The sequence below is a fragment of the Brevibacillus panacihumi W25 genome, assembly GCF_000503775.1.
GTDB classification, from domain to species: Bacteria; Bacillota; Bacilli; order Brevibacillales; family Brevibacillaceae; genus Brevibacillus; species Brevibacillus panacihumi_A.
Genome location: NZ_KI629782.1, coordinates 856,640 through 883,080, shown reverse-complemented (window position 1 = coordinate 883,080; position 26,441 = coordinate 856,640). Strand labels below are relative to the sequence as shown.

The window sequence follows — 26,441 nt, the reverse complement described above, 5'->3', positions numbered from 1 at the left end:
TGTTCGAGGATCGTTCGAACAGGTGTGAGGAGGCGTTTGGGATGGAGGAGCAACAACAAATCTCCTTGTTTTCCGAAACATATATTCGCGGATATGTCAATCAAGAAATATTTTACAACGAAGAAACATGGTACGGAATTATCCGTCTAAAGATAGAAGAGACCACGGAGAACATCAAGGATTCCGAGGTCATCATCGTCGGGAATTTTCCACGGCCTCATCCGGAAGAACGATACACCTTCTATGGGGAGTGGAAGACACATCCGCGATATGGACAACAATACGTCGCCAAGCGTTATGAACGAGAAACGCCCAAGACGGCGGCTGGGGTAGAGCGTTATCTGGCGAGTGGGCTTTTCCAGGGAATCGGTAAGAAAATGGCAAAGCGCATTGTTGAAGAATTGGGCGTAGATGCACTTAGCATCATTGCACAAAATCCGGAGCGCCTGGCTCAGTTGCCGGGGATTTCGGAGGCGAGAGCCAAGACGATCTACGATTCGGTCATGGAACATCGCTCGCTGGAAAGTGCCATGGTATTTTTGTACGATTTCGGGATCGGAGTCAATATGGCTCTACGCATCTATCAGCACTACAAGCTGGAGACGATGGACGTTTTGACGAAGGAGCCGTATCGCCTCATCGAGGATATCCAGGGCATTGGCTTTAAGCGGGCAGATGACATTGCTCGCGCGACTGGAATTGCCGCTTCCTCCGAAGAACGGGCAAAGGCTGCTGCGTTGTTCGTGCTGCAAGAATCCTCATACTCGGAAGGCCATGTGTTTGTCCCGGTAGATGAGCTGTGTGAAAAGACAAAGCGGTTGCTGGATGAGTGCGGCGGACATGCTTTTACTCAGGAAGAGATCAAACTGGCGGTCGAGGCGTTGTTCGTCCAAAGCAAGGTGGCTTGGGAGGAAGAACGCATCTACTTGCCTTCCCTGTTTTTTGCAGAGATTGGATTGGCCAAGCGGCTCCGCCATTTTGCGCAGCGTGATGATTTCGGCACATTTCCTGTATCAGAGTTTTACAGCGCCCTGGGCAAGGTGGAGGACGAGCTGGGGATTACGTACGCTGACACCCAACGCGATGCGATTGAGCGGGCCATTACCAGCGGACTTATGCTCTTGACCGGTGGACCCGGAACAGGAAAGACGACGGTCATACGCGGGATCTGCCGTGTTTTTGCCCAGTTGCATGGGGTCTCTCTTGATCTGAAAAAATACGGAGATGACAATCCATTTCCCATCTTGTTAGTCGCACCAACGGGACGAGCTGCCAAGCGAATGACAGAGACGACCGGATTGCCTGCGATGACGATTCATCGGCTGCTGGGCTATAAAGGCGAAAGCTTTGAGCATGACGCTGAGCATCCGATTCAGGGAAGACTGTTAATCGTAGACGAGATGTCGATGGTGGATATTTGGCTTGCCAACCAGCTTTTTCGGGCCATTCCCGACGAAATGCAGATTATCCTCGTAGGGGATCCGGACCAGCTTCCTTCTGTCGGTCCGGGCAATGTGCTGCAGGATATGATCACATCCGGACTGCTGCCGCTCGTCCAACTGAAGGATATATACAGGCAGGCACAGGAATCGACGATCATTCAGCTGGCACATGAAGTACGGCAGGGTCAAGTGCCAGCTGATTTGTTGAAGACGACGCAAGATCGCAGATTTTTCACAAGTTCGCCACAAGATGTGCCGGAAGCAGTGAAACAAATTTGTGCGGCAGCCGTAAAAAAAGGGTATACGGCCAAAGATGTACAAGTCCTCGCCCCGATGTACAAGGGGATGGCCGGTGTGAATCGATTGAATGAAGAATTGCAGGAGCTGTTCAATCCGAAAACCGCACAAAAGCGCGAGGTTACCTTCGCGGAAACTGCCTTTCGGACCGGAGACAAGGTGCTGCAATTGGTGAACAACGCCGAAGAACATGTGTTCAACGGTGATATGGGTGAGATCGTAGCAATTTTTTTCCCCAACGAAAATGCGGAAAATGAAGAGATGCTGGTCGTCAATTTTGATGGTCGGGAGGTAGTGTACAAGCGTTCTGCCTATCATCAGCTGACGCTTGCCTACTGCTGTTCCGTGCACAAATCGCAGGGTAGTGAATTTCCGATTGTGATTATGCCGTTTGTCAAAAGTTATTACCGGATGCTGCGCAGAAAGCTGGTGTATACCGGCATTACACGCAGCAAGTCATTTCTCATCATGTGCGGGGAGCCGGAAGCATTCCTGGCAGCCGTGCAGACCGATGAGGAAGGAGTCCGTTACAGCTATTTGGAAGAGCGCTTAAAGCAAGTGTAGGTTGGAACCATTTGCGCCGAATGAGCATTTGTCTTTCGCCGATACTAAAAAGGCGGAAGGAGGATGTCCCACATGCGCAAGGCATTGGATGTAGTCGGTATGCCCGTCATGTGTCTTCAGACCGGAGAGACGATCGGCACCGTGCGTGACATTCTTTGCGACCCCACTTGGCATGTACGAGGAGTCTTGCTGAGCGAACAGGGCTGGTTCCACCCAGGCACCTACATTCCTTCCGAACGGATTCACGCGGTCGGCGAATCATGCCTGACCGTTTCGGGAAAAGACGCAATCACTCCCTTGCTTGATCTCGCCGGTATCGAACCTGTCGGCATCGTGACGGGAAAGACAAAACTAAAAGGGAAAGCGGTCGTTACCGCTTCCGGAAACATCCTGGGCAGAGTGGAAGATGTTTACTTCTCTGCAAACTGGGAGAAACTTGTAGGGTACGAACTATCCAATGGTTGGATTGCGGATGTCACCGAAGGGCGAAAACGCTTTTCCGCACCACCTTCTGTCATTGTCGGGGAAGAAAACCTGATCGTGCCGGACTAAGTTCGTATCCAGGCGTGAAAGGGAGGATTTAGGTGATGCGTGTCATTTGCCCGAATTGTAGTTCGAAAGACGTCGGAAAAATTGGGACCAACCAGTATTACTGCTGGAACTGCTATATTGAAATGAGCGTAAGCAATGAACAGATTGCTTCCGTCTACCAAGTGGAAGAGGACGGTTCTTTGCATTCCTTGAATGATTTGTTCATTGAGGAGCAGACCGCGGCTGCTCAGATCAATATGTAGTCTGGCGAAAAAACATCCTATGGAGGTGGCCGCGAATGTTGATTCGAAGCCTGATGCGGATTGTCGCGACTGGCGGGATTGTCGCTTTGATCGGTTATTTGATGGCCCCGCGTCGCAAGAGACGAGGATTTTCGTTGAATTTCAACCGTTTGCCTTTCTCCATGAAAGATGTCAATCGCATGGTAAAATCTAGCCGCAAGCTCATCCGGGCTATGGCTAGGTAAACGCAATAACCCCCGCTTTGGCGAAATCAATAGAAATGCCCGAACGCTCATATGGCGTCCGGGCATTTTTTTATGCGTTGCTATGCTTAGGATTGTTCGGCCATTCTTTTTTGTTTCTGGTTTTTCATGCGGCCGATCAAGAGCACACCAACCACTACTGCCACGATGAATACCCATTTTACCCACGGATAGGCTGCGAAGAATGGAGCGAGCAATTTTTCATTGGTGACCATGCTTCCAGCGGTGTATGCCAGTACCCCAGCCCCGATAAAAATGACGATCGGGAAGCGTTCCATGAATTTAAGAATCATTGTACTTCCCCACACCATGATCGGAACGCTGATGATCAAGCCGATCACGACAAGCAAAAAGTCTCCATGAGCTGCACCGGCGACCGCGATCACATTGTCCAGACCCATGACCGTATCCGCGACGATGATCGTCCAGATTGCTGAGCCGAGTGAACCGCTTGCTTTCATGTTTTCATGGCCTTCTTCCTGGACCAAAAGCTTCAGTGAAATCCAGATGAGGATCAGACCACCGACCAGCAAAAGACCGGGTATTCTCAGCAACCAGACAACGGCCAAGGTGGCTAGAGCGCGTATGACGATAGCTCCGACGGTCCCCCAGATAATTGCTTTTTTCTGTTGGTGTGCAGGCAAGTTGCGGGCTGCCATCCCGATGACAATCGCATTGTCACCAGCCAACACGAGATCGATAACAATGATGGCTAAAAGTGCGGACCAAAACTCGGGTGTAAACAGTAGTTCCATTTCTTTCTCCTCCTCGTCCTCGAATGGTGAAGAATCCTCGGCCGTTTTCTTACAATCTCCCTTAGTATTTGTAGAAAGGAGGAAAAGAAAACGACCTTTCCCTGGACAGGTAAAGGTCGTGTGAAAAACAAAAAAAGACCATTACCCTACAGGCAAAGGTCTTGCTTACAACATTTCCGAAAATGTTGCCAACATAGCCGGGGATTTCTCCCGTAATGACGACTATGCTGCAGAAAAGCTACTCCCCTTTGGAGATATCTTCTTGTAGTTCAAATTTTATGTGCCTTTTGGCTGCATGTCAATAGTCAGTTTTCTTGGGCGTACATGTTTTTTTTGCTTTGAGACAGGCTAATTTTTAGGTTCCACCATCAGGAAGGGGAGTGACAGCGGTGGATGAATTGAAGCGAAGCCGTTGGTTCGCTGCTGCCGTCTGGCTGATCGCTCTGTTGATTATTGGGAATTTGCTCTGGCTGCTTCGTCCCGTACTCATTCAAATTCTGCGTTTGTTGTCCGAAGTCTTTATGCCTGTCCTGGTTGGCTTGCTCATCGCATACATTCTTCATCCGATTGTTGAATTGCTCGAACGCAGACGTGTGCCGCGTCTGATGGCTGTCCTGCTGATTTACGCATCGTTTATTCTGGTCATTGCCATCGTGATCGTAAACGCAATACCGGTGTTTACCACCCAGTGGATTGAGCTGTCGGATGACCTGCCGCGCCTCAAAGAGTGGTATACGAAGTGGATGAGTGAATGGGAGGCGCATAAGTATTTCTTGCCGGAGAGCATCTCGCACGGGGTAGACCGTGTCATTATTCAATCGCATGAGCGCGTCTCCCATTCTGTCACGGAGCTGGTGAATAATGCCCGCAATACATTGGGCAAGCTGCTGGCTTATGCGGTCGTGCCGTTTATCGCTTTTTATCTCCTGAAGGATATGAAGCAATTGCACCAGTCCAGCATGCTCATCATCCCTGCCGCGTACCGCAAGCGCGTATTGACGGTGTTGCGCGATATCAACGTGTCGCTGGGGGATTACATCCACGGGCAAATGATGGTCGCGCTCATCGTCGGGATCTGCGCTTATCTGGGGTATTGGCTGATTGGCATGCCGTATCCGTTTGTCCTGGCCGCCTTCGTCTGCTTGACCAATGTCATCCCGTATATTGGCCCTCTGATCGGTGCGGGTCCGGCCGTTATCATCGCGTTGACCATTTCGACGAAAATGGCTATCCTGGTCGTGACCGTCAATTTGATCATCCAGGTGTTGGAGGGGAACGTTTTATCCCCCCATATCGTTGGCCGATCCCTTCAATTGCATCCTTTGCTGATCATCATGGCACTGCTTGCTGGAGAGGCTATCGGGGGAATTGTCGGCTTGATCGTAGCCGTGCCTTTTTTGGCAGTCTGCAAGGTTGTGATCAATCGCATCGCTTTGATGATGCATGAAAGTTGACAGTGATCGGCAAAAAAATTTATAATACGAACAAAGCACTACATGTACAATGATCAATGAGGGAACGAGTATGTCGCAGACCTTTTACAGAGAGGACGCTCCATGGTTGAGAGGGCGGCCAGAAGAAGTGCGACGGAAGGCTACTCCCGAGACCGGGCAAAAACCGGCGGCTTGGCACCGTTACTTGTCTGTAAAGCGACAGAATCTCGACCTTCGATCAGCAGGCGGATCTGTAAGCAGGGTGGTACCGCGAGAAAAACAGTTCTCGTCCCTGAGGGGATGAGGGCTTTTTTTATTTTTATCCCCGTGATGTCATAGGGTAGTCAAGTTTTCTATTTTTTGGAGGAGATTGCCATGAAAAAACTGACAGGAAATCAGATTCGCAGGATGTTTCTTGATTTTTTTGTGGAAAAGGGGCATCGCATCGAACCCAGTGCATCACTGGTGCCGGTCGACGATCCTTCCTTGCTGTGGATCAATAGCGGTGTTGCGACGCTGAAAAAATACTTTGACGGACGGATTATCCCGGAAAACCCGCGCATCACCAATTCGCAAAAATCCATCCGTACAAACGATATTGAAAATGTGGGACGCACAGCACGGCATCATACGTTTTTTGAGATGCTGGGCAACTTCTCGATCGGAGATTACTTCAAAGAGGAAGCGATTGAGTGGGCGTGGGAATTCCTGACCAGTCCGAAGTGGATTGGCTTCGATCCGGAACTCTTGTCCGTGACAATCCATCCAGAGGACGAAGAAGCGTTCGAGATCTGGCATAAAAAAATCGGCATTCCCGAAGAGCGAATCATCCGTCTGGAAGGGAACTTCTGGGATATCGGGGAAGGCCCAAGCGGTCCGAATACAGAGATTTTCTACGATCGTGGCGAGAGCTTCGGCAACGATCCAAATGATCCCGAACTGTATCCTGGCGGGGAGAATGAACGTTATTTAGAAGTGTGGAACCTGGTATTCTCCCAGTTCAACCACAATCCGGATGGCACCTACACGCCGCTGCCGAAGAAAAACATCGATACCGGTATGGGTCTCGAGCGTATGGCTTCCGTCATCCAGGAAGTCGACAACAACTACGAGACTGATCTGTTGTTCCCGCTGATTGAGAAAACCAGCGAGATTTCCGGTGTCCAATACAAAACCAGTCCTGACCTGGATGTCGCCCTCAAGGTGATTGCTGACCATGCTCGTACGGTCGTGTTTGCGATTGGGGACGGAGCCCTGCCGGCAAACGAAGGACGCGGATATGTGATTCGCCGCTTGCTCCGTCGCGCGGTGCGGATGGGCAAAAAGCTGGGCGTGGAAAAGCCGTTCCTGTACAGCCTGACAGAGACAGTCGGCACGATGATGGGCGAATTTTATCCGGAAGTGGTGGAAAAGCGCGCCTTTATCGAAAAAGTCATTCGTGCTGAGGAAGAGCGTTTCCACGAAACTCTAAACGATGGACTGAACATCCTGACCGAAATGGTGAAGGCTGCAAAAGCAAGCGGCCACTCCCAGATCGCGGGCAAAGACGTGTTCAAGATGTACGATACGTACGGATTCCCTGTCGACCTGACAGAGGATTTTGCCCAGGAGCAGGGATTGACCATCGACCGCGAAGGCTTCGAGCAAGCGATGGAAGAGCAACGCGAGCGTGCCCGTGCAGCTCGTCAAGACGTCGACAGCATGCAGACTCAGGGAGGTCCGCTGTCAGATTTGACGGTTACGAGCCAATTTGTTGGTTATACTGAATTGGTAGCGACAGGTAAAGTCGAAGCGATCATTTTCAATAACCAACTGGTCGACGAAGCGGAAGAAGGACAAACCGTACAGGTCGTACTGGACCGCACGCCATTCTATGCGGAAAGCGGCGGACAGATCAATGACGAAGGTCTCTTGCTCTCCGATTCGGTAAAAGCGCGGGTGCAAGATGTACAGAAAGGACCGATGGGACAAAATGTCCACTCTGTTCTGATCGAAGCAGGAACCTTGCGCAAGGGAGATGAAGTGCGTGCGGAAGTAAATCGCGATGCACGACTCGCCATTACCAAAAACCATACGGCTACCCACCTTCTGCACCAGGCTCTCAAAGATGTTCTGGGCACGCACGTAAATCAGGCGGGCTCGCTGGTGGCACCGGAGCGTTTGCGCTTTGACTTCACGCATATCAGCGCAATTACGCCAGAAGAGCTGGAGCGCATTGAACGAATCGTCAACGAAAAAGTTTGGGAGAATCTGCTGGTAGACATCTCCAACAAACCAATTGCGGAAGCAAAAGCGATGGGAGCAATGGCCCTCTTCGGCGAGAAGTATGGAGACATCGTACGGGTTGTCCAGGTCGGCGACTACAGCCTGGAGCTTTGCGGCGGATGCCACGTCAGCAATACCGCTGAGATCGGTCTGTTCAAGATCGTCAGCGAGAGCGGAATTGGTGCAGGAACCCGTCGGATTGAGGCGGTGACAGGGTGTGGTGCTTACCAGTTCCTGAATCAGCAATTCGCGATCTTAAAAGATGTGGCGCATGCGCTGAAGGCTCCTGTGCTCACTGAAGCTCCTGCCCGTGTAGAAGGATTGCAGCAACAACTCAAAGAGGTTCAGCGTGAAAACGAATCACTTCGCGCAAAACTGGGTAATATTGAAGCGGCGTCGCTGACTGACCAGCTGCAGACCGTCGAAGGCATTCAGGTGCTCGCGGCTCGTGTGTCAGCATCTGATATGGATAATCTGCGCGGTATGGTGGATGAACTGAAGAACAAGCTGGGCTCCGCAGTTATCGTGCTAGGTTCCGTCGACGGCGATAAGGTAAACCTCGTTGCAGGTGTAACCAAAGACCTGATGGACCGCGGTATCCACGCCGGAAAAATCATCAAGGAAGTAGCGACCCGTTGCGGCGGTGGCGGTGGCGGACGTCCCGACATGGCCCAAGCAGGCGGGAAGGATCCGTCCAAGCTGCAAGAAGCGTTGGACGCAGTCGCAGAATTCGTAAAAGCACAAGCTGTGGCGAAATAAGTGCACCTTCTCGGGAATTTTTGCACTTTCGACAAGGAGTAAGGTTGGAGGGAGTCGAATACATGTGGTGAGAGGCTCCCTTTTTCAAAAAAGAAGTCTCAAAGGAAATCGAGGTGTTGATTGTGAGTTCGTTGGATAATACCATGAAATTCACGGTGCCCAAGGAAGCGAATGCGGCGGACGTTCAGGAGACATTGACAGAGGTGTACAAGGCCCTGCAGGAAAAAGGATACAACCCGATCACCCAGATCGTGGGATACTTGCTTTCTGGAGACCCGGCGTTTATCCCACGCCACAACAACGCACGCAGCTTGATCGGCAAACTGGAACGAGACAAAATCATAGAAGAGTTGGTGACTGTTTACTTGGCAGAGCGCAAGTAAACCAGACGACATGGCGCGATTACTGGGATTGGACGTCGGCGACAAGACAATTGGCGTCGCAGTAAGTGATGAATTGGGCTGGACGGCCCAAGGGCTGGAGACGATCAAGCGGCAATCCAAGGAAAAGGATTTGGCTCGCATACAGCAGTGGATCGCCGAGTATCAAATCGGCGGTATCGTGGTCGGACTCCCCAAAAACATGAATGGAACCATCGGCCCCAGGGCGGAAATTTGCCAGGCTTTTGCACGCTTTTTGGAGGAGCGCACATCTCTTCCCGTCTATCTATGGGACGAGCGCTTGACGACAATGGCAGCGGAGCGGATGCTGATCTCAGCAGATGTCAGCCGGCAAAAACGAAAAAACGTGATAGATAAAATGGCGGCCACTTTGATCCTGCAGGGATATTTGGACGCGAAATCGAGGTGACCATGATGAGCGAAGAAATGACAGAGGAGTTCGAAGTGGGCGATGTGATTGCCCTGACAGAGGAAGGGACCGAGGAGCCGCGAGATTTTCGGATCATGTACATTTTTGATATCGAAGATCGCAGCTATCTCGTACTGGTTCCAGTGGACCAAGAGGAAGAAGAAGAGTATGAGGTACACTTCCTGCGTTACGACGGAACCGATATGCTGATTCCGATCGAGGACGACGAAGAGTGGGAGCAAGTCGAAGCCACCTTCGAAACCTTGATCACCGATCTGGAAAAAGAAGGAATTTAATCGCGAAGAGGAGGGCCCAAGGGTCCTCTTTTTTTGTATTGTCAACCTTGAGAAACCCGCAATAGTAAAGTTGGCGGACCTAAAATGGCTGGCTGAGGAAAAAAGGGAGAAAAGCGAAGGTATTTGGGATCTTGACCCAGACGCAACGGAAAAGGCGGAACCCGCATTCAGCGGCCAACCCTGAATCACTTCTTAGAGAGGGCTGCTTTTGGCCGCGGTTCCGCCTTTGGAGTGGAGGCGGCCAGGAATGCCCCCCAGCGAAGATCCCAACCACCTGGAGCGTTCTCCCTTTTTTCCTCCCCTCCACTACAGTTGGACAACGAGGTTTTTATAGTCTTATATAGGAGCCTATCCCACGTACATGATAAGATAGAAGTATGACAATTCGGGAGAGAAGGCATGCTAAAAAAAATCATTCTAGCCGCATGTTATCTGGCAATCGGCTACTTCATCTATCAATTCGGCGAAGATATTCTGGCTTGGACCCAGGATTCGAACAATGTTATGCTGGTAGCGGCAATAGCGACCATCATGGCCCTGTTTCCAGTGATTCCCTATCCGCTCGTAGGTGGCGTCATCGGTGCGGCTTACGGCCCACTCATTGGAGGCCTGATCACCTGGATCGGCTCGACAGCTGCTTCCATCCTGATGTTTCTGTTCGTGCGCTACGGCTATCAGGAATGGGGTATTCAAATTCTCAATCGCTACAAGCGAATTGGGGAGTTGACAGGTCTGTTTGAACGCCATGCTTTTTTGACGATTGCGTTCGCCCGATGCATTCCCATCGTTCCGTCGATCGTGGTCAACGTGTATTCCGCATTGAGCCGCGTTTCCTTTTGGAGCTATACGATTGCTTCGGCCCTGGGGAAAATTCCCGCTATGCTGTTGTTTGCTGTCGTAGGGGACAACCTGATGACAGAGCCGCGCAATATTCTACTCGCAGTGGGGATTTACAGCTTGTTTTTAGGTGCTGTCTTATGGATACACCGCAAATGGAGAAGCACAAAAAGGCAATCAAGCACCTGAATAAGGGTGCTTTTTCTAATCATGATTCGGCAAAATCCAACACGGTGACAGCGTGGATTGCCTCCTGTATAATAAAAAAGATTGAGAGAAGAGACGCTAGGGGGATTCCTACCTTGAATCAACTGTTAGAGAAGCCAGATTTCAAGGCCGAGCGCCCGAAAGAACAACGCCGCAGGAGAGGCGGGCGACTGTTTCGCTGGTTGGTGCTGTTCTTTTTTGTTCTGGTACTTGCTGTCGGAGGGACAGCCTTCTATGTATATCAGCAGCTCCAACCTGTACCCTCAGAAGAGGTGACGAAACATGTCGTTATCCCGACTGGGTCTTCGGTGCTTCAAATCGGCCGATTGCTGGAAGAGCAAGGATTAATACGGAACGCGGAGATGTTCTCCTATTACGTCAGGTATACAGGTGTAGCTCCCAAGCTGAAAGCAGGGGAATACGCCTTCACTCCCGGGCAGACGCACGACGAGATGCTGCAGGCGATGATCGAGGGCAACACTGTCGTCCGCGCCCAACGCTTTACGATTCCAGAGGGATGGAATGTGGAGCAGATCGCAGACCATTTGTCTTCCGAAGGACTTGTCGATAAAAAGGTCTTTTTAGACGAGGTCAACAACGGCAATTTCGAGGCGTTTTCATTTGTAGCCCAAATACCGAAAAACGAAGCGCGGACTCATCGTCTGGAAGGGTACTTATTTCCAGAGACCTACGAGATCAAAGAGGGCGCTACCGAGCATGAGATTATCGAACGGATGCTGGCCCAGTTCCAAAAGGAATGGAAGCCGGAGTGGACAGAGAAAATCAAGGCACAAAACCTGAGTATGGACGAGGTCGTCAATCTCGCATCCATCGTAGAGCGTGAAGTAACAGTGGACAAAGAACGTCCGACTGTAGCGGGGGTTTATTTCAACAGACTGCGCGACAAATGGCCGCTCCAGGCGGATGCAACCATTCAGTTCATCCTGGGCAAGCAACGGGATCGCCTGACCTATGAAGATCTCAAGGTGAAAAATCCTTACAACACCTATGCCAATCCAGGTTTGCCTCCAGGTCCAATCGCAAGTCCGGGCAGGGCTTCGCTGGAAGCAGTCGTCAATCCCGAAAAGCACGATTATTTTTTCTATGTTACGAAAAAAGACGGTACCTCTGAGCATTACTTTTCGCGGACATTGAAGGAACACAATGCGAATGACGCGAAAAGCAGGAAAAACTAGAGGAGTGTTACGATGATTACCAACCCGAAAGTAGAGGAGTATCTCTTCCGTCTGGTGCCAGATAGATCCCCGTTGCTGCAGCGGCTGGAGCAGGAAGCAGCGGACGAGGGAATCCCGATTGTTCAGCTTCCATCCGCACAAGTGATGCGGATGCTGCTCCTTTTGCACCGCCCCACCTCAATATTGGAAGTAGGGACAGCGATCGGGTATTCTACGATCTGGCTGGCTGAAGCTGCTCCGGATGCACGTATCGTCACGATGGAGATCGATCAGGAAAGGCTTTCCCGTGCCCAAGCCAATATTAAGGAAGCGGGATATGCGGATCGGGTGGAGATTCTGTCACGGGATGCTACCCTCGGACTGCCTGACAGCTACCAGTTTGACTGTCTGTTTATTGATGCAGCGAAGGGGCAGTACCAGAAATTCCTGGATTTGTACCTTCCGATGCTTCGCGTGGGGGGAATGGTGATCAGCGACAACGTTTTATTTCGTGGACTGGTTGCATCTCCTGAAGAAGCAGGCAAGCGACAGCGGCCATTGGTAGACAAACTCATTCACTTCAACCAACAGCTCGCGACACGGCCTGATATGGAGACGACATTTATCCCCGTTGGAGATGGCCTCTCCATAAGTGTAAAAAAGGCATAACAGCGGTCAACACAGAGAATAAATCGGGCATGAAAAGGCCTTGGATACATGAAGGAAGGGGACATGCAGGATGAAGAACCCCGTGCTCATTGGGGTAGCAGGAGGAAGTGGATCCGGTAAATCCACAGTGGCTGGAGAGCTGTTCCGCCAATTTCAATACGATCGGGTGACGATGATCGAGCAGGATTCCTATTATAAAGATCAAAGCCATCTCAGCTTGGAGGAGCGGGTAACTACCAATTACGACCATCCGCTTGCTTTTGACAATGACCTGCTGTTGACGCACCTGCAAGAGCTTTTGCAGGGGCGTGCCATTGAGAAGCCGATTTACGATTTCAAGGTCCATAATCGCAAACAGGAGCGCGTGCGGGTGGAACCCCAGGATGTCATCATTTTGGAAGGCATGCTGATCCTGGAGGATGAGCGCATTCGCAATCTGATGGACATCAAGGTCTTTGTCGATACGGATGCGGATGTACGAATCGTACGCCGAATCGTGCGCGATATCGAGGAGCGCGGGCGTTCGCTCGAATCTGTCGTCAATCAGTACTTGAATATCGTACGACCGATGCATTTGCAGTTTATCGAGCCGACGAAACGATACGCGGATGTCATCATTCCTGAGGGCGGGTTCAACCGTGTCGCGCTCGATCTGTTGTCGACGAAGATCAGCAACATCCTCTTGGAAAAACGAAAATATGTTCAGGTAACCCCTTAGGCACCAACAAGGAAACACGCCCCTACGGCGTGTTTTTTGTATGATCCGCAACACATGCCCGTTTCCGCTCAATGGAATCCGTCAATACTTGGAAGAAAGAGAGCTGGAGGGGGGACCTGGTATGCAACTGGAACAACGTATCAAACGACGCCATTTTCTGGTGCTCTTTTTCATGACAATTGTCTGGATTGGATTGCTCGCCCGTCTTTGGTGGATTCAACTGGGGGCTCCGCATCATTTTTCCCGCAGAGGCGTCGATCTGGTAAAAGGAGCTGTCAAGCAAAGGCAGCAAAGCATTGTCCTGCACAGCGGTCGTGGCGATATTCTGGATCGCCATGGCTATGCGTTTACAGGGAGCGAGCATCTGGCATTGATCCTTTTTCCCCTTGCACGCGGCAGTCTGCAAGGGACGGACGGGATCAAACAGCTTGCTAAGATCGTAGGACAACCCCCGGACCACCTGACTGCGACGATGGAGAAGGCCAAGGCGCCTGTCCTGCTGCGCAATCCAGCTGGCAAGCTTATCGTTCTGACTGAACAGCAGAGCAGCGAGGTGAACAGCCTGGCGATACCTGGCGTCGTCGCTCTGAAAGTGACGGAGCGTTACCGTCAAGATGAAGTAGCGAAGCATCTGATCGGCTATATTCACCAAAACCCCAGCCTGGTCCAAACCCTCTATCCAGAGGAAGTAGCCAGCGGCAAGATGAATCAGGAAAGCACGATCGGAGCGTCTGGACTGGAGCGCAGCTTCGACCGCTTCTTGCAGGGAGTGGAGCCTTCTGTCCTCTCCTATTATGTGGATGGACAAGGCAGGCCGCTGCGGGGTCTTGACATCCGTTACAGCAAGCAGGAAAACGAATACTATCCGCTTTCCCTCACGACGACATTAGACGTCGAGATTCAACGCAGGATGGAACGTGTCGCAGATCAAGTGGGGCTGCATGAAGGCTCCTTGGTCGTGCTCGATGTCAAAAACGGCGACATTCTTGCGATGGTGAGCCGGCCAGCCTATGATCAGACCAAGGTAAACGCACAGTCAAGAGAGTGGCAAAATCGCGCGGTCAAGCAACTGCCCCCTGGCTCCGTCTTCAAGACAGTTGTAGCTGCAGCAGCACTTGGAGAAGGAGTGGTGCTTCCGACAGACCGTTTTACCTGTACAGGGGATTACGGCAGGTATCATTTCTCTTGTTGGAAGAAAGAAGGACATGGGACCCTTACGATGGAAGAGGCGTATGCCCAGTCCTGCAATATCGCCTTTGCCGAAATTGCCAAACGGGTAGGCGCGAAGAAGCTGGAGGAGTACGCTCTGCGTCTGGGCTTGTCCGTTCCTGTCGGCCATACGACCGCTCACTTGTTCAAGCTGGATGGATTTAAGCAAATCGATGGGGAAGAGCGAGGCAGCATTTTTGCTAAAGAAGCCTCAGCACAGGATGAAGGCGTTCTGATTCAGACCGCTATCGGTCAGCGGGATGTCCGCGTAACCCCATTGCAGGCGGCAAATCTGATGGTCACGATCTTGCGCGGCGGTCAGCCTGTCCAAGTACGGCTTGTCAATCAAATCTCTTATAAAAACGGACAGTCCTTTTTCCGTTTTCCGGTTCAAGATCTGGGACAGCCGGGCATCGATTACGTTACAGCAAGCAAGCTGCGCAAAATGATGCGCAAGGTCGTCACCGACGGAACGGGAAAAATGCTGAACGATTCAGTCTGGCAGATTGCGGGAAAAAGCGGAACGGCACAGACAGGGGGGGCAGGCTCATCTGCCAACCATTACTGGTTCGTGGGTTACGCCCCCTACGATGAACCGCTGTATGCCATCAGCGCTGTCGCCGAAAATAGGCCGAGCTGGGGGCAAAATCAGGCAATGGAGATGTTTCGCTTGGCTATCGATGAACTTTCCGATCAAACAACTCGATCTTCCCGACCTCGCGCAGGGAATTCCCCAGAATAAACCCTCTCGCCTGCAGCTGATTCTGTTTGTTCAGCCCGACGATCAGCATGAGCGGAGAGGCGGACATATACTTGGATTGAATCGCTTTGGACCAAATCGTCCGCTTGTCGCCCTTGCTCGGTGACAAACGACGGATTGTATGGCTGTGCCAATCTCCAAGATACTGCCAGCGCCTGCTTCGGTTTAATTTGCGGACTATCTTGCGCAAATACTCGTCATCAAAAAAAATGGAGCTCGGTTGGTGGATGGCTTTTGGGCCTGGATCACTGGCATAGGCAATGACCCACTCATCTTCGCCGAGAGAATATCCCATCATCACCCCTCCTGTTTCCAGAGAGGGGTTTTTACGTACCGCATTTTCTATCTGTTTCCACGCTCTTGGTGTAAGGTACAGCGTTGTCATCGAAAAACGGTCCTCCTTGCCTTTCGCCAAATGATTCGCCTTTTATCCTATGATTCGGCAGAAAAGAAGGTCCCGGAAATAGGGAAAGTTAAAGAATTGTCGAAAAAAGGCATTGTCACGTGAACCCTTTCTTTCTATAATTTAGGAAAAGGACTTGAGAGGTTGATCCTATGTCTTATATGCCTGTTAACGGTTCACTGGTAGGGCGAGTGTTGGCTTCTGACCTGTTTACGAAAAACGGAATCTTGCTTCTGCCACAGGATACCGTGATTACTGCCACTCATGTACATATTTTGCAAAAACAAAGTATTTGGGAGGTAGAAGTCCAGGACGTCTGGACGGAAGGCACAGGAGAAGACATTTCGTCTCAGCTTGTAGAAATGACAGCAGATGCTTCCGCTGTCGCGGTATATGTAGAAGCCTTGGACAAGACACGAGAGATTTTTGAACAGACTTTTCAAGATGTCAAACCGAGGCTGGAACAATTCTCTGAGATTTTTTGTGATGTAGCTGGACATGCTTTGAAGCAGAAGGGATTGTTTCGTTCTCTTTACTTCCTCGAAGGGGCAGACAGTTATACATACCGACATTCCTTGAACGTCGGCATTTTGTGCTCCCTGATTGCATCATTGCTCAAATGGGACGAGGATCGGGTATCGTTCATGGGTACCGCCGGCTTTTTGCACGATCTGGGCAAGATGCGAATTCCCAAGGAAATTTTGCTAAAACCAGGGAAGCTGAGCGAGGAAGAGTTTGCCATCATGCGCCAGCATACCGTGTATGGATATGAAATGATCCGAACCATGGAGGGCGGCTCCGAGGAATTGGCGCTCTGTGCCCTCTTGCATCATGAACGCCTTGACGGGTCTGGCTATCCGCAGCAGCGAAAAGGCGATGACATCCCGATCGAATGCCAGGTGCTGGCGGTGGCCGACATGTTCGATGCCATCTGTTCGGACCGGGTATACAAAGACAGAACCTCTCCTTTTGAGGCTGCACAGCACCTCTGGAAGGAAGCCTGTAACGGTACCCTCAATATTGAGATCGTAGCCCAATTTGTTCGCTATATCGCTTTGTTGTACGTCGGGGCCAAGGCGCGGCTAAGCACCGGTGAGGAAGTAGAGGTCATTTTGATCAATCAAGACGAACCGATGCGTCCACTGGTTCGCCGGAGTGGAGAGTTTCTGGACTTGCGACTGGAGAGAAAGCTGACAATTGAAAAAATGATTGGTTGACCGCTCTGATCCCAGGGTGGTTTTTTCCTTTTTGACGAGCCAACCGGCTTATGACAAAATAAGAGACGGATTCGCACAAGAGAAATACCGACACCAAGAGAGGAGGACTCCAGATGATCCGCAAAGCGTTACCTGCCGATGCAAAAGATGTAGCCCCGCTCATCATGGAGGCGATCGGTCTCGATATCGCACACAGTTTGACTGGAGCCAAGGAATACGATGAGGCTGTTCAGAGAATTGCCAGCTACTTTGTCAAATCGCAAAATCGGTTGAGCTATGAAAATGTGGTCGTAGCGACGAATCGGGAGCGAGTAGTGGGATTCGCCTTGTTCTACCACGGCAGCGAAACGGAGCGGCTGGACCGTCCCTTTGTGGAAGGGTGGCTGCAGCGTACCGGACAAGCTCCGGTTATTGTAAAGGAAGCGCGTGATGATGAATTCTATCTCGATTCCCTCGCTGTCCACCCTGATAGCCGCAGGATGGGAGTGGGCAAGTCTCTGCTCCATGCTTTCGAGAAGGAAGCGGAGGCTCGCGGGCACGACCGCGTCGCATTATTGGTCGAGGAGGAAAATGTGAAGGCACGCAGACTGTATGAATCGGTCGGTTTTCGCCCCGACGGCAGCCTGATGGTTGCAGGGCATCTGTATCATCATATGGTCAAGCGTGTTCCTGTACTTGTACCGTAAACAGCAGACCGGATTGAACCAGCCATTTCTTTGATAAAAAGGCTGGTTTTTTATGTGCCAAATTTCACATACTTGCTTTTCTATTCAAAAGGTTCACACTTCGATGGTCAAGGAGGCGAACACCTGATAGAATACTTGCATGAGTCAGTCGGCTATTCAACTTGCGGAAAGTAGGGGTATGTGTGACGCGTACACTGTTTCTTGTTCTCGCACTTCTCAGCCTGATATGGGGTGGGTCATTCTATTTCGTAAAAATTTTATTGCCTGATTTTGGGCCGTGGAGTATTGCTTTCCTGCGGTCTTTTTTTGGTTTCATCACCATCGTCATCGTGATGCTTCTTCTGAAAAAGCCGTTTGGTCTCAAGCAAATTGCCTGGATTCCGATGGTCACGATGGCTTTGATCAATACGGCCATTCCATGGGCCTTCATCGCTTTTAGCGAAACGAGATTGACGAGCAGCATGGCGTCTGTCCTGAACGCGACCACGCCGCTTTGGACGCTGACGATCGGGATACTCTTTTTCAAGGCGGTCTCAGGGCGTATGCAATGGTTCGGTATGCTGATTGCCTTCCTGGGTATCGTCGTATTGCTGGACATAAATCCGGTTTCCCTGGTCTCTGTAGATGCCATCGGATTTATCTGTATGTTGCTTGCTACTTGCTGCTATGCGATTGGAACGCAATTATCCAAACGCCTGCCGGGCAACTTGTCGATGTATCAGATTACCTTTGGGACTCTCTTGAGCACGATGGTGGGAAGCGGAATCCTCGCATTTGCATGGGAATCCTTCTCCTTTGCTCCGCTCGCTGAACCAAGCTCGATCGGAGCGGTATTAGGCATCGGCGTGATGGGTTCGGGGATCGCCTATATTCTGTATTATTATCTGGTGCAAAAAGGCGGACCAGAGATTGCTTCCCTGGTCACGTATTTAATACCCGCAAGTGCCATTTTGTGGGGGTATCTGTTCTTGAACGAAGAGATCACCTGGAATTTGCTTGCTGGCACCATCCTGATCGTGGGAGGCGTATTTTTAACGGGTAAAAAAGCAAAACTGCCCGTATCGAAAGTGCCAATGGATGTGTAAAAGATCAGCAGACCGGCCGAGAGCTGCGTAAACATCTATTTGCCGGACAACCTGCCTTCCGCATCGAGTTTGATCATATGTAACACGGGAATACACAAATCATCATTCTGTGCAAAAACCGAAGAAGAAAAAGGAAATATAGTGACAGTAGAGAAATGTACATTAGTATTTTACTTTTTTTTCAACAACGATGAAGGGATGGAGTGGGTGAATGTGTCCACAAAGGATTACAAGGCGATCAACGAGTTTCATCTGAATCAATTGGCATCAGTGGGTCAGATTGCGGCAGGCATCGCACATGAGGTGAAAAATCCGTTGACTGCTGTGAAGGGATTTCTTCAGCTTTTGAAGGAAAGCCCCACCGATGAATACCTGGACATTGCACAATCGGAATTAAATAATGCGCTTGCAACATTGGAAAATTTATTGCATGTGTCAAAGCCTGATGCTGAAGATGAACCTTATCAACCGATCAAACTGGCGGTTGAACTCGAAGTATTATTTACGCTCTTCCAAGACCAGATCTACCGGGTGGAAATACAGCGAAATCTTCTTGATACAGAGACTCCTATATATGGGAAGCGAAATCAACTGAAGAAGGCGTTGTTCAACCTGTTGAAAAATGCGTTTGAGGCCATACCACAAAAAGGCACGATATTTGTGCAGCATTACGCGACAGATGAAGAAATCCATATTTCTATCAAAGATACTGGTGTTGGCATCCCGCCAGAAAAATTAAAGATGTTGGGTACTCCATTCTACACAACCAAGCCCGAAGGCACTGGAATGGGGCTTACGCAGGTCTTTTCCGTGATTTATGAACACCAAGGAAAGATTGATGTACATAGTGTACCAGGCGAGGGAACTACTTTTCATATCAAATTGCCCAAAATGACCAATACGCCAACTCGTGGAGTGATCAATTTGAATGTGGAGTATGCACAAGGTGAAGATATCAGACATTTCTTGCTCCGAAATCAAGACGTATTTGAGAAACGCTTGTTGGCTGAGGCAGTCAATGTCAATGAAAAAATCAATGAGATTCAGAGGGTAGGCAATATCGACTTGTTGTCCAATGCCCACAAGCTGGTGCTGTATATCGTTGACGGCCGAGAGCATGAGATGATTTCCTTTGCCAGGAAAGAAGGAGTTGCGTGGGCGAAGTACTCTCTGACACTCGCTTTGGAATGGGTGCAAACAGTGCGAAGAGTGCTGTGGGACTTTTTATATAATTATGATCGATTGCATTCCGTTGGGGCTCAGAGCAGTCGGGAACAGTTCTTCGAGTTGGAGAGAAGATTCAACCATATGATGGATCAGTTCCTGAATCACTTTTTCATCAGTTATACAGAGTGTAAAGACCAATTGATTCAATCGCAAAGGGAAATGGTAAACAATCTGTCCGTTCCCATTATTCCCCTCACTGCAAATGTTTGCATTCTTCCATTAATTGGGACTATTGACAAGGAACGTGCTGCAATCATAGAGGAGAAGGTCATCAACCATATTGGCGAGATGCGGATTGAAGTGCTGATCTTGGATTTGTCGGGAATTTCCAGTATGGAGACCTCTATCCTCAATCAGCTTATGGGCTTGCTCAATGGGATGACGATGATGGGGTGCAAAGCTGTAGTCACAGGATTGCGGCCTGAAGTGGTCAAGCAGATTATCCGAAGCGGTATTTCGTTTGAAAAGTCAGTTATTACCAAAGGAACGCTTCAGCAGGCGCTGGTTGATTTTTTGCATGAATAATGAATAAGTAACGCAATCATCAGATTGTCCTTTCTGCTGTACATGCACAAATAGGCGATTGCCCACATAAGGTTAGGAGAACGCAATTCCTGACGTGGAGGTGGCAGCCATGTCCAGCATTTTAGCAGCACTCTCGTTGGTTTTTAAAGAACTTCTGATGTTTGTGGCTTATGTCAAAAACAATGCATTCCCTCAGCCGCTTCCTGACACGGAAGAAGAAAAGTATCTCCGGCTGATGGCCAAGGGAGATCCCTATGCCCGCAACAAGCTGATCGAACACAATCTTCGGTTAGTGGCTCACATCGTGAACACGTTGTGAACACGAACCGACGTCAGGAAGCAGCGCGTTTTGTGTGCAGCGGGCGGTTTGTGCGGTGAGGTGGGCCGAGCTATATGGAGCCTGAATCAGCCGGTCCGAGGGGGCCGGTTTTCTGCTTCTTCTGGAGTTAATACCGATACTTGAGAGCCTTGTACGGCAAGTATTCCGTATACCAATGGAGCTTGCCATTAAGATTGAAGGGAATAGCCGTATTCTACCATACTTCATATCTTCCAAATCTAGTATAATAAAGTATCGACATTTTTCTCCGAAAGGGTATGCGCACGGTATGATGAACTTGTTTGATGTAGTACCGGAAGGATTATTTCATCTTCTGACGGGTTCCAATCGGAAGATATATGCGGAAGCACTGCTGCTTTTATACGAGCATTCGCAAAGGGAGCGGTTCGGCATTCGCTATGAAGTCATGCGGGATCTGCTGCAGGAGCTGCTGGAGACTCAACAAGAAACGGGTATGGTCATTTCTGCCGATGAGGATGAGCCGGTTGGAGCTGGAAGAGAGGATCAGCTTACGTTAGAGGATGTCTCCAGAGCTCAGGCCAATGCATTGCTGCGACGGCTGGAACGGGCGAAGTGGATTGATGTGGAAACCCGCAGCCAGTTCGAAGCTTATATTGTACTTCCCCATTATGCCAGCCGGCTGATTGCGGTGTTTCAGGAATTATGCGAAGCACGGACGGTCGAATATCAACGGTTTGCTTTTGTAACTTATCAGCTTCTTACCGGCGAGGAGGCCAAAATGCGCCCTTGTTTCGCCGTAATGGAGGCGGCACAGGTAACAAGGCAATTTCGCCATGAATTGATTGGGTTATACAATAATATGAAGCATCACATGGAGACAGTTGTTCAAAAAACTTCGATTCGCGAAGTGCTGGACCATCATTTTGAAACCTATAAATCGCAAATTGTAGATAAAAGCTATCACCGGCTCAAAACGTCGGATCATGTGGCGCGCTATCGTTTTCAAATCCTTCATACGGTTCAGAAGTGGCTCCTAGATCGGGGTTTGCTGCAGGAAGCTGCAATGGACGGCGTCAAGAGCGAGCTGTATGAAACGGTTGAACAAGCGGAATATGCCGTCAAGGAAGCTTTATTCTTCATTGAAGAAACCTTTGTCGGGCTGGAAGAGATTTTCTATCAGATTGATGTGCGGCATAACCAGTATCTTCGTTCTTCCTACGACCGGGCCAGATATTTGAGTCAGCAGCATGAAGGATTGGACCGCCGGTTGACACGTCTGCTGGAGTTGCTCGGCCAGCAAAAGCAGGATGCGGAATACTCGCTGTTCGCGATTAATCAGGTTCGCGGATGGTCAGAGCAGTCACTCCTGCCGCCGCGCCGCCGAAGGATGGCTCATCAGCCGGAGACCCATGTTACGGTTCCGATTCCGGCACACGTGATGGAGGAGCTGCGACAGAGGAACGTAGAGAAAATGCGCAAGGCCATTACCCGTAAAAAAGTGGATGATTACGTCATGACCCGGCTTGGTGACCGAAAGCGCATGGAACTGATCGAGCTCGCTCCAAGTAGTGCCGAGGAATTTCTTATGCTGGGGTATGTTTATTTGTATGGCTCGGATGGTGGCTCGCGTTTCAGCTTGGACCGGCAAGGCAAGCGGCAGACGGTTAGTGTCGGAAGATATCGATTCCACAATCACGACATTGTCCGTAAAGAGCGGGGAGGATAACGATTCATGATGTTTCAAGATTTGAGCGACTCTGAACAATCGAAGGTCAAAGAAGTAATCCAGCGACTCATGGAGGTTAACCTTCTGATCAAAGACAAGGACCGGGAGTTGTATGCGACAATTCGTCGCTACCGTACCGCGTTGGAGGGCTATTATCGATTCCTTGGTTGGGAACTTGTCGTGGACGAGCGGCATGAATGCGTCTATCTGCATATTCCCGATGGCCGTCTTCGCCGTAGGCTTGACCGGGAACAGACACTATGGCTGCTGGTGCTGCGCTTACTATATGAGGAGAAGAGGCAAGGCCTATCGCTGGCGGATTATCCTATGATTACCCTTTATGAAATTCGCAGCAAGTACGAGACGTTCCGGCTGGAATGGGTAAACCGTACCGCATTGGACAGGCTGGTTAGATTGTGCGTACAGGCCCAATTGATTGAACCGCTGGATTCCGACATTCGTTCCGATGATGCCCGGTTCAAGCTGTTCCATACTTGGATCTATATGATTCAGACGGATGAGATGCAGTCGTTGCTTGATAAGCTAGAATTGTACCTGACGAACGCGGAGGGAGGATTGCTGGATGAAATGGATGAAGCGGCTGCGTCTGATTAACTGGCATTATTTCAAGGACGAGGAGCTGGAATTCGGAAAACAGACGTTGATCACTGGACAGAACGCCGCGGGAAAATCGACGATTATTGACGCGCTGCAGGTGCTTTTCGTTGCTGATCATCGAATGATCAAGTTCAATGCGGCTGCACACGATGACGCCAAACGCAGCTTTATCAATTATCTTAGGGGAAAAATCGGCAGCGACGAGCGCTCCTTTTTGAGGGACGGCGATTTTACGACTTATATTGCAGCTGAATTCCGGGACGAGGACCGTAAGGAATGGTTCGTTGTCGGGGTAGCGATTGATGTATACCGAGGAAGCACGACCGGGGAAGAAGAGTATTTCATTTTGTCAGATCGGCGGTTGGATGATTTGCAGTTTGTCAAATCCAACGGCCAGCTGCTCAATCGAGACGAATTCCGCAAGCGCTACGGTGGGGAAAGCGTCAGGGTCAGCGGGCTCTCCGGAAAAAAGGCTTTGTTTGAAAGGAACAAGACCAACTATCAGAAAGCCTTACTCGCCCGGATGGGACAGCTTCATGATCGGTTTTTCACAATATTCACCAAAGCGCTCTCGTTCAAGCCGATCCAGAATATCCGTGCTTTTGTCAACGATTATATACTCGACCGAAAAGAGCTGCAGTTGGATTTGATGCGGCAAAATTTCGAGATCCACGAACGGTATCGCCAGGAGCTGGAGCATCTTCAGGAGAAGAAGCTGCACCTGCAATCCATACGTGAGTGTTATGCCCAGTATGCCAAATACAAGGAGACTGCCATTGAGCAGGATTATGTGATCCGGCGCTTGAAAGCGGATTACGAGAGTGAGAATCTGGAGCAGACCGAACGGGACAATGTCCGGCTGGAAGAAGAGCTGCGACAGCTTGCGGATGATATTGACCTTGCCGCCCGGTTGCAGGCGGAAGCCCGGGACAAGCAACAGGATGCTTACCAGCGCTGGCAGAACCATGCTGCGGAGAAGCGCAAGAAAGAGCTGCACGAGGACATTGCCCGGCTCACCGCTCAACAGAGCGAGGGAGAGAGGCTCTTGCTCACGTATCGGAGACAAATTGAACGGGAGCTTCAGCTATTGGCGAACTTGTACGATTGGCCGGACAATCCGTACTGGACATGGAAGCCTGGAGAGAGGGAGACGCTCCGCAGTTATCAGGAGAGCCTGGCGCGTCTTGACGCTGTGGCACGTTGCGGAATCATTGAAGTCCATGAGGAAGAAGAGTGGACACGGGATCTGGCTGAGATTGGAGAAGGTCTAACGGCGTGGCGTGACAGGATGCTCGTTCAACATAACCAGTTGCAGGAAAAGCTGGGTGAAACGGACGCTCGAATCGAAGAGTTAAGAACGATCATTCGTGATCTGGAGCAGCAGAAGCGCAGCTATGCCGAACCGGTGCGCCAGTTGAAGGGCATCTTGGAGGAACGGCTGCGGGGCCGCTCGGCGGTTTGGGTGTTTTGCGAGCACATGGAGCTCAAGGAAGAGCTTTGGCGTAATGCGGTGGAAGGGTATTTGAACACCCAGCGCTTCGATCTGTTGGTTGAACCGGAATGTTTCGCAGAGGCATTGTCTATTTATGAAAGGGAGAAGCGAACCTATCGGCTGGAAGGCGTCGGTCTCGTCGATACGGAGAAGGAGAAGCGGTATTTGGGAACGGCCGTAACCGGTTCCCTGGCACTCGAGCTGCAGGCGGAGCATCCCGTAATCCAGGCGCACGTCGAGCATTTGCTGGGCAAGGTGATGAAGGCTGCAAACGAGCAGGAACTGCGACACCATCGTACAGCGGTGACCCAATCATGCATGGTTTACAACAACCTGGTAGCCCGGCAGATGCGCAAGGAGCAATACGAGGTTCCGTTCATAGGCGCCAAAGCGATCGCCCGCCAGTTGGAAATCCGCCGCTCCGAGCTGGTGTCTGCCCAGGACGAACGGCGCATGCTGTATGCTTGGGGTGAACACCTTTCCGAATGGATCGGCAAATTGAAGGAAACGGGCTGTACCAAGCTTGCCGACCATCTTGGCCTGATGCGGCATATCCACGAATGCTCGGAAATGCTATTGCAGAAGACAGAGGAACTGAATGGTCTCGATTTCAGCGAAGCGGAGCGGCTGCAGGCGGAGTATGAGCAGTGGAAGAAGGATGAACAGAAGTGGCAACAAAAATGGGGATCCTTACTCCAAAAGCAAACGGAAACCGAATCGAAAAAGTCCGAAGCGGAAGGAAAGCTGCACTTGCTTCGGATTAAGGTGCAAGAGTACGAAGCCGCATGGCGGAATTGGATCAATGAGCACGGCAGCGAGCGGGAAGCGGGAGCGATGCAAAGATACGAAGAAGCATGCAATTCGTCCGCCTCCACTTGGCAGAAAATCCAAAATTGGGAAGGCAGCTGGAAGGGTCAGCAGACACTGCGCGACAGCCAGTTCAACAAGCTGCAATTAATGCGGCAAAAATATAATATCGATCAAAATTTTATCGCCGACATCCAGAAGGTCACGAACGAGGATTACGATCGGCTGCTTGAAACGATCGAACACCTGAATATTCCGGAATATCAGGATAAAGTTGCGGCGGCTTTGAAAGAATCGGAAGAGGAGTTCAAGTCCCACTTTATTTTTCGGTTAAGGGAAGCGATCGAGATGGCCCGTAGGGAGTTTCACGAGCTGAACTATGCGCTGAGGCATTTTCCTTTTTCCGACGACAAGTATCATTTTGAGGTTTCCCCTAGTGAACGTTACAAGCGCTTCTATGATGCCGTGATGGATCCCATGCTTTTGGAAAAGGGTTCATTGTTCGAATTACCGGACAATGATCGTACCGAGGTTCTGCATGAGTTGTTCGATCTTCTGGTCAAAGGTGAGGCCGGACAATTGGAGGAGTTCTCGGACTATCGGCAATACTTGGATTTCGATATTATCGTAACATCCGGCAACGGCAAATACCGCTTCTCGCAAGTGCTGAAGGAGAAATCGGGAGGCGAGACGCAGACACCGTTCTATATTGCGATATTGGCTTCCTTCCACCACTTATATTCCGGAAAAAGCACGCGGCTTGTCATTTTCGATGAAGCGTTCAATAAAATGGACGAGCAGCGGATTCAATCCAGTCTGCGGTTGATTAAGCAAATGGGTCTGCAGCTGATTGCCGCCGTTCCCGATGAGAAGATGCAGCATATGGCTCCTGAGGTGTCCACCACGCTGTTCGTCAGCAAGCATAACTACCAGTGTTATGTAGACATGATTGACAAATGGGACAACGGGGCGGAAGACGAGATGGCGAGAGCGGGAGCCGTGGAAATAGCGGAATATGAGGCTGAGGCGGCTGCCACATCGAATTTATCGAACGTTGACAACGGGAAATCCCCCTCAGCCGATGATGCGGATGAAGGAAACGGTCAAGGCTTTTTATTCTAG

The 26,441-nt window shown here is 50.4% G+C and carries 23 protein-coding genes and 1 pseudogene; 22 read left to right on the top strand and 2 right to left on the bottom strand.

What is annotated here, in order from left to right; all coding sequences use genetic code 11:
• The first annotated feature begins 41 nt into the window (after positions 1–41).
• The 4 genes from recD2 to T458_RS33700 all read left to right on the top strand — a co-directional run bounded on the left by recD2 (position 42) and on the right by T458_RS33700 (position 3,321).
• On the top strand, positions 42–2,303 hold the full coding sequence (gene recD2 / locus T458_RS33715) for an SF1B family DNA helicase RecD2 (RefSeq protein WP_023554921.1): 2,262 nt from the start codon (positions 42–44) through the stop codon (positions 2,301–2,303).
• A gap of 72 nt (positions 2,304–2,375) precedes the next feature.
• Positions 2,376–2,855 (top strand): PRC-barrel domain-containing protein, encoded by a 480-nt coding sequence (locus T458_RS33710; protein WP_023554920.1) that lies wholly within the window; start codon positions 2,376–2,378, stop codon positions 2,853–2,855.
• 35 nt (positions 2,856–2,890) lie between these two features.
• Entirely contained in the window at positions 2,891–3,097 is a 207-nt protein-coding gene (locus T458_RS33705) for a hypothetical protein (RefSeq protein ID WP_023554919.1), read from the top strand.
• Between the two features lie 35 nt (positions 3,098–3,132).
• A complete protein-coding gene (locus T458_RS33700; protein WP_023554918.1) occupies positions 3,133–3,321 on the top strand; it encodes a hypothetical protein in 189 nt (62 codons plus the stop codon).
• Positions 3,322–3,407: 86 nt separating this feature from the next.
• Here T458_RS33700 and T458_RS33695 read toward each other — a convergent pair whose 3' ends face one another.
• Positions 3,408–4,094: a TerC family protein gene (locus T458_RS33695; protein ID WP_023554917.1), complete on the bottom strand. Its 687-nt coding sequence runs from the start codon at positions 4,092–4,094 to the stop codon at positions 3,408–3,410.
• Between the two features lie 389 nt (positions 4,095–4,483).
• Between T458_RS33695 and T458_RS33690 the strand changes: the two genes are divergently transcribed.
• The 10 genes from T458_RS33690 to T458_RS33645 all read left to right on the top strand — a co-directional run bounded on the left by T458_RS33690 (position 4,484) and on the right by T458_RS33645 (position 15,214).
• Entirely contained in the window at positions 4,484–5,548 is a 1,065-nt protein-coding gene (locus tag T458_RS33690; RefSeq protein ID WP_023554916.1) for an AI-2E family transporter, read from the top strand.
• Between the two features lie 354 nt (positions 5,549–5,902).
• Complete coding sequence (gene alaS, locus T458_RS33685) at positions 5,903–8,551, top strand: alanine--tRNA ligase (protein WP_023554915.1); 2,649 nt, start codon at positions 5,903–5,905, stop codon at positions 8,549–8,551.
• A gap of 122 nt (positions 8,552–8,673) precedes the next feature.
• Positions 8,674–8,934 carry an IreB family regulatory phosphoprotein gene (locus T458_RS33680; RefSeq protein WP_031305400.1) on the top strand — a complete coding sequence of 87 codons (261 nt, stop codon included), beginning with the start codon at positions 8,674–8,676 and terminating at the stop codon, positions 8,932–8,934.
• Positions 8,935–8,944: 10 nt separating this feature from the next.
• Positions 8,945–9,361, top strand: a complete 417-nt coding sequence (gene ruvX / locus T458_RS33675; protein WP_023554913.1) for a Holliday junction resolvase RuvX — start codon at positions 8,945–8,947, stop codon at positions 9,359–9,361.
• A 5-nt stretch (positions 9,362–9,366) separates the two neighbouring features.
• Positions 9,367–9,657, top strand: a complete 291-nt coding sequence (locus T458_RS33670) for a DUF1292 domain-containing protein (protein ID WP_023554912.1) — start codon at positions 9,367–9,369, stop codon at positions 9,655–9,657.
• A 399-nt stretch (positions 9,658–10,056) separates the two neighbouring features.
• Complete coding sequence (locus T458_RS33665) at positions 10,057–10,683, top strand: TVP38/TMEM64 family protein (RefSeq protein WP_023554911.1); 627 nt, start codon at positions 10,057–10,059, stop codon at positions 10,681–10,683.
• Between the two features lie 113 nt (positions 10,684–10,796).
• Positions 10,797–11,897, top strand: a complete 1,101-nt coding sequence (gene mltG, locus T458_RS33660) for an endolytic transglycosylase MltG (RefSeq protein WP_023554910.1) — start codon at positions 10,797–10,799, stop codon at positions 11,895–11,897.
• A gap of 12 nt (positions 11,898–11,909) precedes the next feature.
• Positions 11,910–12,545, top strand: coding sequence for an O-methyltransferase (locus tag T458_RS33655; RefSeq protein ID WP_023554909.1), 636 nt, complete (start codon positions 11,910–11,912; stop codon positions 12,543–12,545).
• A gap of 70 nt (positions 12,546–12,615) precedes the next feature.
• Positions 12,616–13,263, top strand: a complete 648-nt coding sequence (gene udk / locus T458_RS33650; RefSeq protein ID WP_023554908.1) for a uridine kinase — start codon at positions 12,616–12,618, stop codon at positions 13,261–13,263.
• Between the two features lie 121 nt (positions 13,264–13,384).
• Positions 13,385–15,214: a peptidoglycan D,D-transpeptidase FtsI family protein gene (locus T458_RS33645; RefSeq protein ID WP_023554907.1), complete on the top strand. Its 1,830-nt coding sequence runs from the start codon at positions 13,385–13,387 to the stop codon at positions 15,212–15,214.
• Here T458_RS33645 and T458_RS33640 read toward each other — a convergent pair.
• On the bottom strand, positions 15,147–15,617 hold the full coding sequence (locus tag T458_RS33640) for a Mov34/MPN/PAD-1 family protein (RefSeq protein ID WP_023554906.1): 471 nt from the start codon (positions 15,615–15,617) through the stop codon (positions 15,147–15,149). The genes T458_RS33645 and T458_RS33640 overlap by 68 nt on opposite strands.
• A 170-nt stretch (positions 15,618–15,787) precedes the next feature.
• Between T458_RS33640 and T458_RS33635 the strand changes: the two genes are divergently transcribed.
• The 8 genes and pseudogenes from T458_RS33635 to T458_RS33600 all read left to right on the top strand — a co-directional run bounded on the left by T458_RS33635 (position 15,788) and on the right by T458_RS33600 (position 26,441).
• Positions 15,788–16,852 (top strand): HD-GYP domain-containing protein, encoded by a 1,065-nt coding sequence (locus tag T458_RS33635; RefSeq protein WP_023554905.1) that lies wholly within the window; start codon positions 15,788–15,790, stop codon positions 16,850–16,852.
• A gap of 113 nt (positions 16,853–16,965) precedes the next feature.
• On the top strand, positions 16,966–17,538 hold the full coding sequence (locus tag T458_RS33630) for a GNAT family N-acetyltransferase (RefSeq protein ID WP_023554904.1): 573 nt from the start codon (positions 16,966–16,968) through the stop codon (positions 17,536–17,538).
• A 182-nt stretch (positions 17,539–17,720) separates the two neighbouring features.
• Positions 17,721–18,623: a DMT family transporter gene (locus T458_RS33625; protein WP_023554903.1), complete on the top strand. Its 903-nt coding sequence runs from the start codon at positions 17,721–17,723 to the stop codon at positions 18,621–18,623.
• Positions 18,624–18,821: 198 nt separating this feature from the next.
• Positions 18,822–20,375, top strand: a complete 1,554-nt coding sequence (locus T458_RS33620) for an ATP-binding protein (RefSeq protein ID WP_031305398.1) — start codon at positions 18,822–18,824, stop codon at positions 20,373–20,375.
• A 109-nt stretch (positions 20,376–20,484) separates the two neighbouring features.
• Positions 20,485–20,682 (top strand): annotated as a pseudogene (locus T458_RS33615) (RNA polymerase subunit sigma-70); the annotation flags it as partial.
• Positions 20,683–20,983: 301 nt separating this feature from the next.
• Positions 20,984–22,402 (top strand): Wadjet anti-phage system protein JetA family protein, encoded by a 1,419-nt coding sequence (locus T458_RS33610; RefSeq protein ID WP_023554900.1) that lies wholly within the window; start codon positions 20,984–20,986, stop codon positions 22,400–22,402.
• Between the two features lie 6 nt (positions 22,403–22,408).
• Positions 22,409–23,017 carry a DUF4194 domain-containing protein gene (locus tag T458_RS33605; protein ID WP_023554899.1) on the top strand — a complete coding sequence of 203 codons (609 nt, stop codon included), beginning with the start codon at positions 22,409–22,411 and terminating at the stop codon, positions 23,015–23,017.
• Entirely contained in the window at positions 22,986–26,441 is a 3,456-nt protein-coding gene (locus tag T458_RS33600; protein ID WP_023554898.1) for an ATP-binding protein, read from the top strand. Before T458_RS33605 ends, T458_RS33600 begins: the two co-directional genes overlap by 32 nt.